Source organism: Bilophila sp. (assembly GCF_057864385.1).
Genome location: NZ_DBMAFI010000037.1, coordinates 1 through 15,585 on the forward strand (window position 1 = coordinate 1; position 15,585 = coordinate 15,585).

Below are 15,585 nucleotides of genomic sequence, written 5' to 3' on the forward strand. Positions count from 1 at the left end.
CAGGGTCGAAGTGTACCCCGAGACGTTTTTTTATTAAATACAGAAGCGGATGCTTTTATCCACTTGAAAGTTATTCCCTGCAGGAAAGGACTTATATAAGATGACAATAGAGATGTTAAAAGGAAAGATCCACAGAGCAACCGTTGTCCAGGCGGAACTGGATTATGTAGGAAGTATCACTGTGGATGAGGAACTGCTGGAAGAAGGCGCCGCGCCGTGCCCCATGTCCTTTGAGCTGGCGGGGCCCCGCAACAGGATCTACTTCGATCCGAGCAAGACGAAGTGCGCCATCGTGACCTGCGGCGGGCTGTGCCCGGGCATCAACGACGTCATCAGGGCCATCGTGATGACGGCGTACAACGCCTACCACGTCCCGTCAGTCCTGGGCATCCGTTACGGGCTGCAGGGGTTCATCCCTTCCTATCAGTATGATGTGCGTGAACTGACGCCGCACAGCGTGGAAGGCATCCACGAGTTCGGCGGGACTATCCTCGGCACGTCCAGAGGGCCGCAGTCTTCATCCGAAATCGCCACCGCCCTTGAGCGCCTGAACATCAGCGCGCTGTTCATCATCGGCGGCGACGGGACGATGAAGGCTGCGGCGTCCATCCAGCAGGAGGTCGCCCGGCGCGGCAAGCACATCTCCATTGTCGGGATTCCGAAAACCATCGACAACGACATCAATTTCATCCCCCATTCCTTCGGCTTTGAAACGGCGGTGGACAAGGCCGCCGACGCCATCCGCTGCGCCCACATCGAGGCCGCCAGCGTCTTCAACGGCATCGGCATCGTCAAGCTGATGGGGCGCGAGTCGGGCTTCATCGCCGCCAACGCCTCCCTTTCCATGCGTGAGGTCAATTTTGTGCTCGTCCCTGAAGTCCCCTTTAGCCTTTACGGGGAACGGGGCTTGTTCCCGGCTCTGGAAAAATGCCTTGCCGAGCACTCCCACGCCGTGCTCACCGTGGCGGAAGGGGCGGGGCAGGATCTGCTTTCCGAGCACGAAACCCGCTGCGACGCTTCGGGCAACAAGGCCCTCGGCGACATCACCGGGTTCCTGCGCGGGAAGATCGCCGAATACTTTTCAGCCAAAAAGATACCTTACTATCTCAAATATATCGATCCGAGCTACATGATCCGTTCCGTCCCCGCCAACGCCAACGACAGGCTGTACTGCGGCTTTTTGGGCCAACATGCCGTGCACGCGGCCATGAGCGGGAAAACGGGCATGGTCGTAGCCAACATTATGGACAAGTTCGTCCATCTGCCGCTGGAGCTGGTAACGCGCAAGCGCCGCACCATGAGCGTGCGTTCCGACCTGTGGCAGTCGGTTTTGGAAACGACCGGGCAGGGGGACGTGATGGGCACGTCCCCCGAACCGGAACAACATCTGTAAGGAAGTCGAGGCTGAACCATGAACGAGCGGAAATTGCGGCAGCTCACCGAGCTGAGCAAGGAAGCGAGGCAGTTGCTCACCAAAATGATCGGCCAGATCGGCGTCGGGCATGTGGGCGGCTCCCTGTCCCTCATCGAAGCGCTGGTCTACCTTTATTATGAAGAAATGCGCGTGCGCCCCGAAGAGCCGGGCTGGCCCGACCGTGACCGCATCGTGCTCTCCAAGGGCCATGCCGGACCCGCGCTGTATACCCTGCTGGCCATGAAGGGGTATTTCGATAAGGAAGTCCTCCTCACCCTGAACCAGCCCGGCACGAGGCTGCCGAGCCATTGCGACATGAAGCTGACCACGGGCATCGACATGACCGCGGGCTCGCTTGGGCAGGGGCTTTCGGCGGCGGTGGGCATGGCGCTGGCGGCGCGCATGGAGCGCAAGGATTACCGCGTCTACTGCATCGTCGGCGACGGCGAGCAGCAGGAAGGGCAGATCTGGGAAGCGGCCATGTATGCCGGGAGCCAGGAGCTCGACAACCTTGTCGTGCTGGTGGACGACAACGGGATGCAGATCGACGGCTATACCGACGCGATCAACGCCGTGCGCCCGCTCGACAAGCGCTGGGAGGCGTTCGGCTGGGCGACCCTGTGCATCGACGGGCACAACTTCTCGGATCTCGAAGCCGCGCTGACCCATGCCCGCACCATCAAGAAGCGCCCCACCGCCATCATCATGGCCACGGTCAAGGGCAAAGGGCTTTCGGTCGCGGAAGGCAAGCTCAGTTCGCACAACATGCCCCTGTCGCCCGAAGACGTCGCCGCCGCTTTGCAGGAACTCCAATAAGGAACGAGGAATGCCGTCATGCTTGAATCTCAGGAAATGCGTAAGGTCTATTGCGATACGATGATCGCGCTTGCCAAGGAGGATCCCCGCATCGTGGACGTCGAGGCGGATCTGACCGGCGCGCACGGCATGAAGCCGTTCAAGGCGGCCTACCCAGACCGCTCCTTCAACGTGGGTATCGCCGAGGCCAATATGGTCGGCGTGGCCGCCGGGCTGTCCGCCTGCGGCAAGATCCCCTTCGTGCATTCTTTCGCCACGTTCGCCTCCCGCCGCTGCTTCGATCAGATCGCCATCTCGGTTTGCTACGCCGGACTGAACGTCAAAATCGTCGGCTCCGATCCGGGCGTCGGCGCGGAACTCAACGGCGGTACGCACATGGCGCTTGAAGACATGGGCATCATGCGCACCCTGCCGGGCATGACCGTGTTCGAGCCCACGGACTCGGTGCAGCTCCGCAAGGCCCTGCCCGCCATCGTCGAGCACGAGGGCCCGGTATACATCCGGCTTTTCCGCCGTCAGGCCGAAAACGTCTTTGACGATGGCTACGAGTTTGATCTCGGCAAGGCCGATCTCCTGCGCGACGGTTCCGACGTGACCCTGATCGCGTCCGGCGTCTGCGTCGCCAACGCTTTGCAGGCCGCCGAAACGCTGGCTCAGGAAGGCGTATCCGCCCGCGTGCTCAACATCCACACCGTCAAGCCCATCGACGCCGACGCCGTCATCAAGGCGGCCTCCGAAACCGGCGCGCTGGTTACGGCGGAAAACCACAGCGTCATCGGCGGCCTCGGCAGCGCCGTTGCGGAAGTGCTGGCGGAACAGCGGCCCACGCCGCTGGAACGCGTCGGCGTCAAGGATCATTTCGGTCAGGTGGGCAAGGCGCCCTATCTGATGGGCGTGTTCGGCATCACCGCCGCGGACATCGCCAAGGCGGCCCGCAAGGCCGTCGCCAGAAAGTAGCCGCCCCCGGCGTTCCGCCGGAACCATCCCGTTTCATTGGTTTCACCGTTTCCCCGCCCGTTCGGCGGGGGGGCTGAAGTCATACCTTTTTTCGGACTCAAGCAAGGATTGCATATGGATACCGTAGGCATTGTCGGACTGGGGGTTATGGGAAGCAATTGCGCGAAAAAATTGATGGAAAGCGGGGCCTCCGTAGCCGGGTACGATCCGTATCCACCCGCCGTCAAGCGCGCTTCCGAGGCCGGGGTGAGCATGTGCGGTTCTCCGGCGGAACTGGCGGGCAAGGCTGGGGTCATCCTGATGTTCGTCCCCGGCCCCGCCGATACGGAAAAGGTCGTGCTCGGCGAGGGCGGGATCGCGTCCGGGGCCCCTGAGGGCACCGTGGTCGTCAACATGAGCACGGTCGATCCGGGCGTGAACATCCGTATGGGCGAGGCGCTGGCCCCCAAAGGCATTGATTTTGTGGACGCCCCGGTCATGGGCAGCCCGTCCGGGGTTGGAAGTTGGGCTTTTGCGCTCGGCGGCTCGGATGAGGCCCTCGCCAAGATCAGGGATGTGCTCCTCGTGCTCAGCGGATCGGAAGAAAAACTGTTCCACATCGGCCCGCTTGGGCACGGCAACAAGCTGAAGCTGCTCAATAATATGATGCTCGGCGCGATCAACGCCTGCGCCGCCGAGACTATGGCGCTCGCCGAGCACATGGGGCTGTCCCAGAAGACGCTCATCGACGTGGCGGTCGCCGCCAACGCCCGCGTGCTCAGCAACGCCTACAAGGAAATCGGTGCCCGCATCGCCGAGGGGCGGTATGACGAGCCCACCTTTACCGTGGACATGCTCATCAAGGACAACAGGTTGTGCCTCGACATGGCAAAGGAGTACGGCGCGCCGCTCATTCTGGGCGCGGCGGTGGATTATGTGCATCGGATGGTTTCGGTTCAGGGCTACGGCGCGAAGGATCACGCCGTAGCATGGAAGGCCGTGGCGAAAAACTGGAAGGCATAGGGCCTGCGGGCGGTTCCGCAGGGCGGGCACGCCGCGGAACGGGCCGTCCGTGTTTTCCGGGCACGCGGCGCGTTTCGGGCGGCTGTGCCCGGACGTATCCCGAATGCTTTTTTGAGGGTGCCGGCTTCCAAATGGTTCTTCCCCAAAAGCACATGCCCTTTGCATGGGGCATAAGGCAAGGCTGTGCCATAGGAAATGGTTGATGTTATTCCTTTCAATTCTAGATCGTGTCGTCAATTAGATGTAATTCATTGGAAGTATTTAATTATTTTTAATAATTTCAAATGGTTATATATCAAATGGCAACACGGCCTAAGGGAATAGCCAATAAAATCCCCCAACCATAAAGCCATTGACGGGGAAATGAGAGAAAAAGCTCTCCTTTCACCATGCTGTGGGGATGGAACAACCACATTCTATGACAGAGCCTAAGGCAAAAACCGTTCAGTGGCAGCACTCTCGCTTCTTTTAGCCGTGGGGACATCCCAGGGGAGGTTTCATGCGTATTCTCGTAACGGGCGGCGCGGGCTTCATCGGTTCCCATCTTGTCCGCGCTCTGCTGCGGCAGGGCGACGAAGTCGTCGTTTTCGACCGTGTTCCGGTTCCTCATCTGTTGCAGGACATCATGGATTCGATCACCTACGTGCAGGGCGACAGCGCTTCGGATCTCGATCTGTACCGGGCGGTGGCGACCAACGGTATCGAGGGGATCTTCCATCTCGGCGCGCTCATGGCGGGCGTGTGCGAACAGAATCCGCCGCTGGCGTTTCAGGTGAACTTCCGCTCCACGCAGGTGCTGCTTGATGCGGCGGTGGCCTGCGGGGTGAAGCGGTTCTTCTTCATGAGCTCCATCTCCCTGTACAGCCCGACCTCCGTCGAACCCGTGCCGGAAGACGCGCCCAAGGATCCCGCCACCATCTACGGGCAGACCAAGCTGGCCGGGGAGCACCTGCTGCGCTGGTACGCCGACAACCACGGCATCGACAGCCGGGGCATCCGTCCCACATGGGTCTGGGGGCCCAACCGTACCAACGGCCTGACCACGCAATATACGACGGGGCTTGTGGATTCCATCGCCAGAGGCGGCGAGGTGCACGTCGACAACCCGGACGAGCGGGGCGACTGGATCTACATCCATGACACGATCAAGGCCATGCTGCTGGTCTGGAACGCCGAAAAGCCCGCACAGCGCTTCTATACCGTCTGCGGCAGCGTCCACACGCTTCGGGAAGTCGCGGAACTGACCAACCGCCTCTGCCCGGAAGCCAAAGTCACCTATGCGGAACACAGCGCGAACACCTCGCCGTATGCGTGCTCGTTCGACGATTCCGCTATCCGGAAGGAGCTGGGTTACGCGCCCGAATGGTCCATCGAGGACTCCGTAAAGGATTATATCCGCGTGGTCATGGGAAGAGATTAGCGATTGGAATGATCGACCGTCGGGGCGGGGAAGGCCTTTTGAAGAAGAGGCTTTCCCCGGCTTCAACCTCTTTCCTTCCCAAGACTTTTGAAAGGAATGTGTATGGCCGTATTGCTTGGTGTCTGTAATTGGGTGCACCCCCTGCTGCAATCTCCGTCATGCTGCAAGAAGCTGAAGGAAGCGGGGATCGATGCGATCCAGCTCGATTTGGGTTCTGCGGAGGAAGATTTTCCGCTGTCGTCGCCGGGCATACAGCGGCAATGGAAAGAAGAGGCTGAGCTATACGGCATCCGGCTTGACGCTGTAGTCGTGCTGGCTGTCCTGAAGCACGGCATGACCGCCGAGCCCGGAAGCGAACGGCGCAATACGGCGGAAAAGGCCATTGCCGCCGCCGTGGACTGTGCCGCCGACATGGGCATTCCCCGGATTGTGCTGCCGAGCTTCAAGGCGTCGGCTATCCGTAACAAGGACGATCTGCGTGAGACGGCCCGCTGTTTGCGGCTGGCCTGTGCGCTGGCGAAACACCGGGGCATTGCTGTAGCCACGGAAAATCTTCTTGATGTTACGACGATGAAATCCCTTTTGAATATCGTCGCCTACGATAATCTCTGTTCCTGCCTCGACCTGTCTCATTTTGTCCTGCGTAGGCGGGAAGACGTGTTTGAGGCCTTGCCGGAACACCTCGCCGTGTGTTGCGGCGTGCATCTCAAGGACGGCATGTACGGCGAACCCGGAGTCAGGCCCCTCGGTGAGGGGTCATGCCGCGCGGGTGAGTTGCTCGCGGCGCTGAAGCGGGAAGGGTACGATGGGCCGCTGTTCCTCGAAAACCGTTATACGGAGCCGGTTTTCGGCTCGGATGCCCTGTATGCGCTCAGGCGCGATGCCGAGTATGTCCGTCAGGCTTTTCTGTAACGGCTGTTGCCAGTTTTGGCTGTAACGCATCGCGGCGTTTCAGAAACATGCGGCCTCTTTCCTGAGCGTTTTTTTGAGCGCAACGCCGTTGAGGGAAACGTACCTGCCGGGCCACGGTTTTGCAGTATGGCCTGTTGCCCTTGCGGGATTACGGTATCTCTGGGCGGGGCCTGAGCCCGTTTGATGCGGAACGGCGCATGTTTTTTGAAACGATACGGAACCTTTTGAACAAAGGATAGGTCAGATGCCTCTTACCGGACCTCGGGACATGTTTGCGAAAGCCCTTGCGGGCGGTTTCGCCGTGGGCGCGTTCAACATCAACAATATGGAAACCGTGCAGGGGATTTTGCAGGCCGCCGGGGACGAGCGTTCCCCCGTGATCCTGCAAGTCTCCAACGGGGCGCGCCAGTACGCCGGGCGGGGTTATCTCCGCAAAATGGCCGAAGCCGCTTCGGAAGAAACCGATGTGCCTTTTGTGCTGCATCTGGATCATGGGGCCGACTTCGACATCTGCAAGGCCTGCATCGACGATGGGTTCACTTCGGTCATGATCGACGGCTCACACCTGCCTTTTGAGGAGAATGTGGCCGTCACCCGCCGCGTCGTGGAGTACGCCCATGACAGGGGTGTCTGGGTCGAAGCCGAACTCGGACGGCTCGCCGGGGTCGAGGAAACCGTTTCGTCCCGCGAATCCGTTTATACCGATCCCGAAGAGGCAGAAACATTTGTAGCCCGTACCGGATGCGATTCGCTTGCCATTGCCATCGGGACGAGTCACGGCCCCTGCAAGTTTTCGGGGGAGGCGCGGCTTGATTTCGAGCGCCTTGACGCTATCGCCGCCCGTCTGCCGGGCGTGCCGCTGGTGCTGCACGGCGCGTCGAGTGTGCCGCAGGAGGCCGTGGCTGCCGTCAACGCGCACGGCGGGAATGTAGCGGGAGCCTCCGGCGTGCCCGAAGACCTGCTTCGCCGCGCCGCCGCTTCCGCCATTTGCAAGATCAATATTGATACGGATCTGCGGTTGGCCGTCACCGCCGCCATCCGGACCCTGCTTGCGGAGCGCCCCGAAACCTTCGATCCTCGCTCCTATCTGACCGCGGGCCGCGAAGCCGTGCGCGAGATGGTCCGGCATAAGATCCGCGCCGTGCTCGGTTCGTCCGGGCAGGCATAAGCGTTCGGCGTCCGACCCCCCGGACGCTGGGCAGGGCGTCCCCGCGTTTGCGAGCCCTCGGGGACGCCCTTTCTTTTTGCCTCCGGTTCATGCTTCCGGACCGCCGCTTCCCGCAGAAAGAAGGGCATCGGGGAGACGGTGCTTCCGCCGCATTCCCCCACATCATGGGCTGGAAGTTTTTGTCCGGATACTGGGTTTTTAGGCTGGCCTGAAAGCGTGTTTTTTTGTTCCGCAATGTGAAGGAGCGTTTTCACTTTTTCAAAGTGGGAACGCTCTTTTGCTGCGTACGGGATCGGTATGCCGTTACCGGGCAATGCGTGTTTTTGGGTGTGAAATCGGTTCGTTCCGTAGCGGGTGGAGTCTCTTTATAACTCTATCGTACTAAAAATAATGTTTATTTTATTGACGCACCATACCGTGTGAAGGATAGTATGGGGAAAAAAGGAGACAGTCATGTCATACCGCATAGTCAAAAAGATCGTGACGGGCCGTCAGGCGATAGACGGGGCCGGGGTACATCTGGTCCGCGTGCTCGGCTCAGGGACGATCCGGGACTTTGACCCGTTCCTCATGTTGGATGCGTTCGACTCGCTGAATCCTGCGGATTACGTGCGCGGCTTTCCGCTGCACCCGCATCGCGGGATTGAGACGTTTACATATCTGGTGAAAGGCGAAATCGACCACAAGGACAGCCTTGGCAACAGCGGGCAGATTAAAGACGGCTGCTGCCAGTGGATGACGGCGGGCGGGGGCATCCTGCATCAGGAAATGCCCAAGGCATCCCCCCGGATGCTCGGGCTCCAGCTCTGGATCAACCTGCCGCGCGACAAAAAAATGGTCCATCCCAAATACCGCGACATCACCCCCGACGATATCCCCGTCATTGAGGAGAAGGGCGTGACGATCCGCGTCGTCACCGGAAAATACGGCAATATCGGCGGCGCGACACAAGGCGAATACGTGGACGTGCAATTCCTTGATGTAGAGATGGGGCCCGGCGGCACGTGGGAGATGGAGACTATCCCCGGCAATACCGTGTTCTCGTATCTTATGGAAGGTTCGTGCGCCTATGAGCCGGAAGGTGTGATCCAGCCCGCCCGGCGTGCCGTCCTCTTCTCGGATGGGGACAAGATCCACCTCCATGCCGGTCCCGAAGGCGCCCGTATGGTCATCGTTTCCGGCAAGCCCCTCCGCGAGCCCGTAGCATGGGGAGGCCCCATCGTCATGAATACCGATGAAGAGCTGCGCAACGCGTTTATGGAACTGGAAGAGGGGACGTTCATCTGTCATGGGTAACATTCTGCGGCTGTTCCGCCGTTAAAGGTGCGGGCGTCCGTTCCAGCAGCTGCCCGCGCCTCGCCCAAAGCCCTCCTCACGCGTTCCCGCGGGATGGGGCGCTTCAGCCTTGAAAGGCAAACCCAGCCTGAAAGGAGCCCGTTTTTGGGGGAGGCGTTTTTCCCCCGCCTTTGCCGAACGGGAATCCGCAGGGCTTCCCGCTTTTGACAATGCCGGAAACCGCGCGGCGGAGAGCCTCGCGTTCCGATACACAGAGAAACATCAGGAGGTACAGAATGCACCATTCCCGAGTCATGGCAGGCGCGATGACGCTGCTGCTTCTGAGCGCTCCGGCTTCTTGGGCCGCAACGCCGCAAAAGGAAAAGGCGGTGACCACTGCGGAACCGTTTGAAGGGGTCGTCATTGCCGAAGGCCTTTCCGCTCCGTGGGATATGGTCTGGGGGCCGGGCAATCATATTTGGGTTTCCGAGCGCGAAGGGAGCCGCATCACCAGTGTGGATCCCGAAACAGGCGAGAAAAAGCTCGTCGGCAGCATTCCGGACGTGAAGGTCGGGCCGCAGCATGAAGGCGTGCTCGGCATTGCCCTTGATCCCGATCTCGGCAAAAACGGCAGCAAGAACAACGTCTATGTCGCGCATACATATATGGACGGCGGCAGGGAACACGCCCGCATCGTCCGGTTCCACTATGATCCGCAGACCCGGAAGATTGCCGATCCCAAAGTAATCCTGAGCAACATGCCCGCCGGGGATGACCACAACGGCGGCCGCCTGCGCTTCGGGCCCGACGGCAAGCTCTATTATTCCATCGGGGAGCAGGGGCACAATCAGGGCGCGAACGTCTGCAAGCCCATCGACGCCCAGCGTATCCCCACCAAGGCCGAACTCGACGCGGGCGATCATTCCGCCTATGCGGGCAAGGTGCTGCGCCTCAATCCCGACGGCGGCATCCCGGACGACAACCCGGTCATCAACGGTGTCAGGAGCCACGTGTACACCTACGGCCATCGTAACCCGCAGGGGCTTGTCTTTGTGGGTGATCTGCTCTTTGAGGCCGAGCACGGCCCTTCGTCAGATGATGAGATCAATCTCCTCGTGGCGGGTGGCAACTACGGCTGGCCGCACGTCGCCGGGTTCCAGGATGATCAGGGCTACGTATACGGCAACTGGTCGGCGGCCCCTGACTGCGAAAAGTTGGCGAAGAGCTACTTCCCGACCGATATCCCCGCCAGCGTTCCGCAGCAGAAGGAAACCGAGTGGAAGGCCGAGGATTTCCGCGAACCCATCAAGACGTTCTATACCGTGCCGAATTCGTACAACTTCCGCGACGGGCGTTGCGGCGACATGGCCTACCTGTGCTGGCCGACCATCGCGCCGTCGAGCGTCGCCTACTACCCGGCGAACGGCCCGATCCCCGGCTGGGGCAACTCCCTTCTCGTGACCAGCCTCAAGAACGGCGCGCTGTATCGTGTACCCCTCAATGCCGACGGCAAGACCGCGCAGGGCGACGTGACCAAGTACTTCCATACGCCCAACCGCTACCGTTCGGCACTCGTCTCGCCCGACGGGAAGACCATTTACGTGGCTACCGACGTGCGCGGCAACGCTCTCGGCAACGACGGCAAGCCCGTCAACGACATGAAGAACCCCGGTTCGATCATCGCGTTCATCTACGACGCCAAGCAATAATTTCCGGTAAGGAACGTACGGAGTTCCTGATGGAGGGAAACCTTTCTGGAGAGAGGTTTTCCTCTTTTGGTTTTCTTTACCTTTGCTGTGGCATCCGGCTGATAGGAAAAGCGGAATGGTGGGAACCTCTCCCGCGTGGAAGATCCGGAAATGTGATGAAGAGAAGGGGAGGCTCACAAAGAAGTATTCGCATGGCTCCCTCTTCTTTTTTCTATGAGAGGAGGCTTGGGGCTTTGGCTCCCATAGAGTTGGGGAACCGTATCCCTTTGCTTCGCAAGAAAAAAAGATCCTTTCCGGATGGCCCATTCAGCGCCGTGCTTCAAGCGGTTCCGTTGGCGGCCTCGCGGTCAAAGGAATCGCGGCACAGGTCAAGGGCGCTTCCCCTGCCGGTGCGCGGTTTGCCGGACGGCTCACCTTCGCGTTCAAGCAGGGTGGGCATTTCCCTTCCGGCGCGCCGCTCGTACCTTGTGGAGCACAGGGAAAGCGCCCTTGCCGGGGGCCGGGAGGAGCCTCCGGGGGAGGCCCCGCTTCAGGCTTGCTTCGGTTCGGGTGTCCGTTTGCCGCCCAGTTTGCTGGAAAGGCCCATGAACACCGTATAGAAAAACGGGGCGTACAGCACGGTGAGCAGCGCCGTCGCCACCATGCCGCCGAAAACGGCAGTACCCAGATATTGCTGGTTGATCGCGCCTGCGCCCGTTGCCCAGAGCATGGGCAGGGCGCCCACGGCATAGGCCAGCGAGGACATGAGGATGGGCCGGAACCTGACGCTGGCGGCCTTGTGCGCCGCCTGCATGGGGGTCATCCCCTGTTCCCCGTAGCGGCGCGCGTACAAGACCAGAATCAGCGCGTTTTTGCTGGACATGGCGATGAGCAGCAGCATCCCGATCTGCACATAGATATTGTTGTCCATGCCGCGCAGCATGATGGCGGCCACGGTGCCGAACAGCGCCAGCGGGATGACCAGCAGCACGCCGAGGGGCAATATCCAGTTGGCATACAGCGCGGCGAGGATCAGGTAGACCAGCAGGATCGCCAGACCGACGGCAATGGCGGCCTGCCCGTGGCTTTTTTCTTCCTGAAAGCTCATCCCCGTCCACTCGTAGCCGAAACCTTGGGGCAGTACCCGCCCGGCGATTTCTTCCATGGCCTTCATGCCGGCGCCCGTGCTGACGCCGGGGGCGGCGCTGCCTTGCATGGATGCGGAAGAGTAGAGGTTATAGCGCGTCACGATGCTCGGCCCGCTGACCTGCTGGACGGAAGCGAAACCCGCCAGCGGCACTTCCTCGCCCTTGCCGTTGGGCACGCGCAGGGACAAAAGGTTGTCCGCCGTGCTGCGGTAGCGTTCGGCGGCCTGCACGCGCACCTGATAGTTCTGGTTGTATTTGCTGAAGGTATTGATGTACTGGCCTCCGAACGCCGTTTGTATGGCCGTGAAAAGCTGCGGCAGGGCAATGCCTTCCGTCATGGCCTGCGTGCGGTTCACGTTCAGGTAGAGCTTGGGCGTCGAGGCGGAATACAGGGACATGACATGCTCAAGGCGCGGATCTTTCGCCGCCGCTTCCTCGTAGGCCCGTACCGCCGCCTCCAGCGCCTGAGGCCCGCGGCTGGCCCGGTCTTCGATCATCATGTCGAAGCCCCCGGCATTGCCGATGCCCATGATGGGCGGTGGCGGGATGACCATGAATTCGCCTTCGGGGATTTGGCCGAATCCCCGGTAGAGTTCGTCCATGATGGCGTACTGGTTGAGTTTGGTGCCGCGTTTCGCCCAGCTTTCAAAGATCACGAAGGCCGTCACCGCATTGGGCAGGGCCGCGCCTTCCAGCATGGAAAAGCCGCTGATGGTGACCCATGTTTCCACGCCGGGCGTGTTGGCGAACACCTCATCCATGCGGCCCGCCAATTCCGAAGTGCGCGGGCTGGCCGCGGCGTCGGGCAGCTGCGCGCTCACAAGGACATACCCCTGATCCTCTTCGGGCAGGAAGCCCTGAGGCAGGGTTATCAGCCTCCAGACGGCAAAGGCGGCGAGGACGCCGTACGTCAGCAGGGCGATGGCGGGCGAACGCAGGGTGATCCCCACAATGCGCATGGCAAAGCCGTGCAGGGCGTTGTACCCGCGGTTGAAGACCCGGCAAAAGACATTGCCCGTCGTCACGTCGGCCTTGTCTTCCGCAAAATCGGGCCGTTCGCCTTGCGGGGCGTCGAACGAGGCCGGGCGCACGGCTTTCTGCTGGCGGAGCAGCAGGGAGCATTCCGTGGGCGTGAGCGAGATGGCGAAAACGGCGCTGAGGAGTGCCGCGCCGCCTATGACCAGCGCGAACTGGCTGTACAGCTGCCCGGTGATGCCGGGGAGCGTGGCCGCCGGGAGGAATACGCTGGCAAAGACGAACATCACCGCCACGATGGAGAGGAACAGATCCCTCATGCCCGCGAGGGCGGCCTCCTGCGGCGTCAGCCCCCGCTCCAGATGGGACATGGTGGCTTCCACAACGATGATCGAGTCGTCCACGATGAGCCCTATCGCCAGCACGAGCGCGAAAAGCGATATCATGTTCACCGAAAAACCGGCGATGTTCAGGAAAACGAACGCCCCCATGAGGGTCACGGGAATGACCACCGCCGGGCCGACCGCCGCCCGGAAGTTCTGGAGGAAGACCAGCACGACCAGCATGACCAGCACGATGGACTTCACAAAGGTCAGATATACTTGCGTCACGGCGATGGAAACGAAGTGCGACGTGTCGAACGGCATGGTCCAGCGCATGTCGGGCGGGAAGTCCTTGGACAGCTTTTCCATGGCGCTGCGGATGTTGGCGGCGGTTTCAAGGGCGTTGGCGTCGGGCAGCTGGTAGATGGCGATGAGCGCCGCGTTGTCCCCGCGGATCTGGGACTGCGCCCCGTAGGACTGCGCCCCCATTTCGATTTCGCCCACGTCGCGCAGCCGGATTATCTGGTTGCCGGGCAGCGTCTTGACGATGATGTCGCCGAATGCCGTGGGCGTGTCCAACTGCCCCTGCATGAGCACCGTCAACTGCATGGCCTGCTTGCCGGAATTGGGCCTGCCGCCGACGTTGCCCGCGGCTACCTGGACGTTTTGCTGGCTGATGGCCTGATTGACCTCGTCCACGCTCACGCCGAGGTAGTTGAGCTTGTCGAGATCCAGCCAGATCCGCATGGCGTAGAACCCGGCCCCGAAAGCCTGCACCTGCCCGACCCCCTTCACGCGGGAAAGGACGTTTTCGATTTGCAGGTTCGCGTAGTTGGCCAGAAAAAGGTTGTCGTAGGAGCCGCCGGGGGAATCGAGGGCTATGACCTGCAGGATGGAGGGGGAATGTTTGGTGACCGTGACCCCTTGCTGCTGTACGACCTGCGGCAGCAGCGGGAGCGCGTTGTTGACCAGGTTTTGCAGCAATACCATGGCGATATTGACATCGGTCCCCAGCGCGAAGGTGACGGTAAGGGAATAGGTGCCGTCATCGGCGCTGGTGGAGGACATGTAGATCATGTTTTCCACGCCGTTGACTTGCAGCTCTATGGGCGCGCCGACGGTCTTGGCCACGGTTTCCGCGTCCGCGCCGGGATAGCTGGCGGAAACGGCGATCGTCGGCGGGGTGATGTCGGGATACAGCGCTATGGGAAGGCGCGTCAGCGACACGATGCCCAGAATGACCGCAATGATGGCAATGACGTTGGTAAAAATGGGATTTTGGACGAACAGGCGTGTAAACATAGGACATTCCTCATACTGCTGGGGAAGTGCCGACAGCGCGCGGCGGGGCGTCACTGCGCGGTGTTGGTGACGGCCATGCCCTGCCGGATATGGGCCATGCCGTCATAGATAACCAACGATTCCGGGGTAATCCCGCTGATGACGGCAATACGGTCACTGCCCACGGCGGGCCCGGCCGCCACGGGGACCATGCGGGCCCGGCTGTCCTGCCCGATGACGTATACAAAGGACTTTCCCTGATTCTCCAGCACGGCCTGCCGGGGGATCACCATCACTTCGTCCTCACGCTCCGTGGGGACCTGAACCCGTACGAAAAGGCCCGGAAGCAGCTTGCCGTCCGTATTGGGAAAAACGCCACGCAGGGCGAGCGTCCCGGAAGAGGCGTCCACTTGCGGGGAAATGTAGTCGAGCTTCCCCTTGATGGAATAAGGCCCATCCCCGACGGCCAGTTCCAAGGGGATGGATTTGGCGTCGTCGAAGCTGTTCAGAAGCGGCAGGATGCTGTCCGCCGGGGCTGTAAAATCGGCATAGACGGGATCCTGGGAAACGATGGAGGCAAGCGTTCCGGTCTGCGGGCTGATGACGTTGCCGACGTCCACTTTATGGCGCGACACGCGCCCGGTGAACGGGGCCTTGATGACCGTATACCCCAATTCGATGCCCGCTTGGGTCAGGGCGGCTTGCGCGGCGGCGACCTGCGCTTCGGCATTGCTCAACTGTTCGCGCCAACTGACCACCGTGGCCTGTGAGGCCGCCCGTTCCGCGTAGAGCTTCCGGTTGCGGGCGTATTCGACCGCCGCCCTGTTCCGCACCGCCTTCTGCGCCGCCAGCGTGGCCTCGGCCTGCTGCCGTTTGGCTTTGTACATCGTGGGATCAATGACGAACAGGGTGTCCCCTTCCTGCACGAGCGCACCGTCCGCATAGGCTATTTTTTGGAGCGTGCCTTCCACCCGGGCCACAATGTCCGCAGTGCGCACGGCCTGCGTCATCCCCGTGCTTTCCACCAGCAAAGGCACGTTCCGCCGCTCCGGTTTGACGGCGGCCACGGGCAGAGGTTCATCCGTTTCGGCCTTATGCGGCGTGTCGTTGCAGCCGGCCAGAACAAGGCAGAGGGCCACAGCGAGCCCCGGCAGTCCGGGCAGGAGGGACGCAGGCACGCGGGTGGGGTTTTGGCGAAGGGCTGTT

11 protein-coding genes are annotated in these 15,585 nt (G+C 61.2%); 9 read left to right on the forward strand and 2 right to left on the reverse strand.

All coding sequences use genetic code 11. The annotated features are described in order from the left end of the window. Window positions 1–112: 112 nt before the first annotated feature. From ACZM8Y_RS11925 to ACZM8Y_RS11965, 9 genes are all read left to right on the forward strand, one after another. On the forward strand, window positions 113–1,393 hold the full coding sequence (locus ACZM8Y_RS11925; protein ID WP_489501762.1) for an ATP-dependent 6-phosphofructokinase: 1,281 nt from the start codon (window positions 113–115) through the stop codon (window positions 1,391–1,393). An 18-nt stretch (window positions 1,394–1,411) separates the two neighbouring features. Beyond that, complete coding sequence (locus ACZM8Y_RS11930; RefSeq protein WP_302552960.1) at window positions 1,412–2,230, forward strand: transketolase; 819 nt, start codon at window positions 1,412–1,414, stop codon at window positions 2,228–2,230. Between the two features lie 18 nt (window positions 2,231–2,248). After that, a complete protein-coding gene (locus ACZM8Y_RS11935; RefSeq protein WP_482332616.1) occupies window positions 2,249–3,187 on the forward strand; it encodes a transketolase family protein in 939 nt (312 codons plus the stop codon). A gap of 114 nt (window positions 3,188–3,301) precedes the next feature. Next, window positions 3,302–4,189, forward strand: coding sequence for an NAD(P)-dependent oxidoreductase (locus ACZM8Y_RS11940; RefSeq protein ID WP_302552958.1), 888 nt, complete (start codon window positions 3,302–3,304; stop codon window positions 4,187–4,189). Window positions 4,190–4,688: 499 nt separating this feature from the next. Next, window positions 4,689–5,609, forward strand: coding sequence for an NAD-dependent epimerase/dehydratase family protein (locus tag ACZM8Y_RS11945; protein WP_009380527.1), 921 nt, complete (start codon window positions 4,689–4,691; stop codon window positions 5,607–5,609). 102 nt (window positions 5,610–5,711) lie between these two features. Then, a complete protein-coding gene (locus ACZM8Y_RS11950) occupies window positions 5,712–6,521 on the forward strand; it encodes a sugar phosphate isomerase/epimerase family protein (RefSeq protein WP_302979763.1) in 810 nt (269 codons plus the stop codon). Between the two features lie 244 nt (window positions 6,522–6,765). Further along, entirely contained in the window at window positions 6,766–7,689 is a 924-nt protein-coding gene (fba, locus tag ACZM8Y_RS11955; RefSeq protein ID WP_302979762.1) for a class II fructose-1,6-bisphosphate aldolase, read from the forward strand. Between the two features lie 453 nt (window positions 7,690–8,142). Beyond that, window positions 8,143–8,985 carry a pirin family protein gene (locus ACZM8Y_RS11960; RefSeq protein ID WP_482332899.1) on the forward strand — a complete coding sequence of 281 codons (843 nt, stop codon included), beginning with the start codon at window positions 8,143–8,145 and terminating at the stop codon, window positions 8,983–8,985. A gap of 275 nt (window positions 8,986–9,260) precedes the next feature. After that, the gene (locus ACZM8Y_RS11965) at window positions 9,261–10,673 is read left to right on the forward strand and encodes a glucose/sorbosone family PQQ-dependent dehydrogenase (RefSeq protein WP_482332901.1); all 1,413 of its coding nucleotides are present in this window, start codon (window positions 9,261–9,263) and stop codon (window positions 10,671–10,673) included. A 529-nt stretch (window positions 10,674–11,202) separates the two neighbouring features. On the opposite strand, the gene ACZM8Y_RS11970 is transcribed toward ACZM8Y_RS11965, so the two are convergent. Next, the gene (locus tag ACZM8Y_RS11970) at window positions 11,203–14,400 is read right to left on the reverse strand and encodes an efflux RND transporter permease subunit (RefSeq protein ID WP_482332903.1); all 3,198 of its coding nucleotides are present in this window, start codon (window positions 14,398–14,400) and stop codon (window positions 11,203–11,205) included. Window positions 14,401–14,450: 50 nt separating this feature from the next. Then, a complete protein-coding gene (locus ACZM8Y_RS11975) occupies window positions 14,451–15,557 on the reverse strand; it encodes an efflux RND transporter periplasmic adaptor subunit (protein ID WP_487479948.1) in 1,107 nt (368 codons plus the stop codon). Between the last annotated feature and the right edge of the window lie 28 nt (window positions 15,558–15,585).

Coding starts and splice junctions, on each gene's coding strand:
- ACZM8Y_RS11925 (WP_489501762.1), top strand. CDS start 113: ATGTTAAAAGGAAAGATCCACAGAGCAACCGTTGTCCAGGCGGAACTG.
- fba (WP_302979762.1), top strand. CDS start 6,766: ATGCCTCTTACCGGACCTCGGGACATGTTTGCGAAAGCCCTTGCGGGC.
- ACZM8Y_RS11940 (WP_302552958.1), top strand. CDS start 3,302: ATGGATACCGTAGGCATTGTCGGACTGGGGGTTATGGGAAGCAATTGC.
- ACZM8Y_RS11950 (WP_302979763.1), top strand. CDS start 5,712: ATGGCCGTATTGCTTGGTGTCTGTAATTGGGTGCACCCCCTGCTGCAA.
- ACZM8Y_RS11930 (WP_302552960.1), top strand. CDS start 1,412: ATGAACGAGCGGAAATTGCGGCAGCTCACCGAGCTGAGCAAGGAAGCG.
- ACZM8Y_RS11970 (WP_482332903.1), bottom strand. CDS start 14,400: ATGTTTACACGCCTGTTCGTCCAAAATCCCATTTTTACCAACGTCATT.
- ACZM8Y_RS11935 (WP_482332616.1), top strand. CDS start 2,249: ATGCTTGAATCTCAGGAAATGCGTAAGGTCTATTGCGATACGATGATC.
- ACZM8Y_RS11945 (WP_009380527.1), top strand. CDS start 4,689: ATGCGTATTCTCGTAACGGGCGGCGCGGGCTTCATCGGTTCCCATCTT.
- ACZM8Y_RS11965 (WP_482332901.1), top strand. CDS start 9,261: ATGCACCATTCCCGAGTCATGGCAGGCGCGATGACGCTGCTGCTTCTG.
- ACZM8Y_RS11960 (WP_482332899.1), top strand. CDS start 8,143: ATGTCATACCGCATAGTCAAAAAGATCGTGACGGGCCGTCAGGCGATA.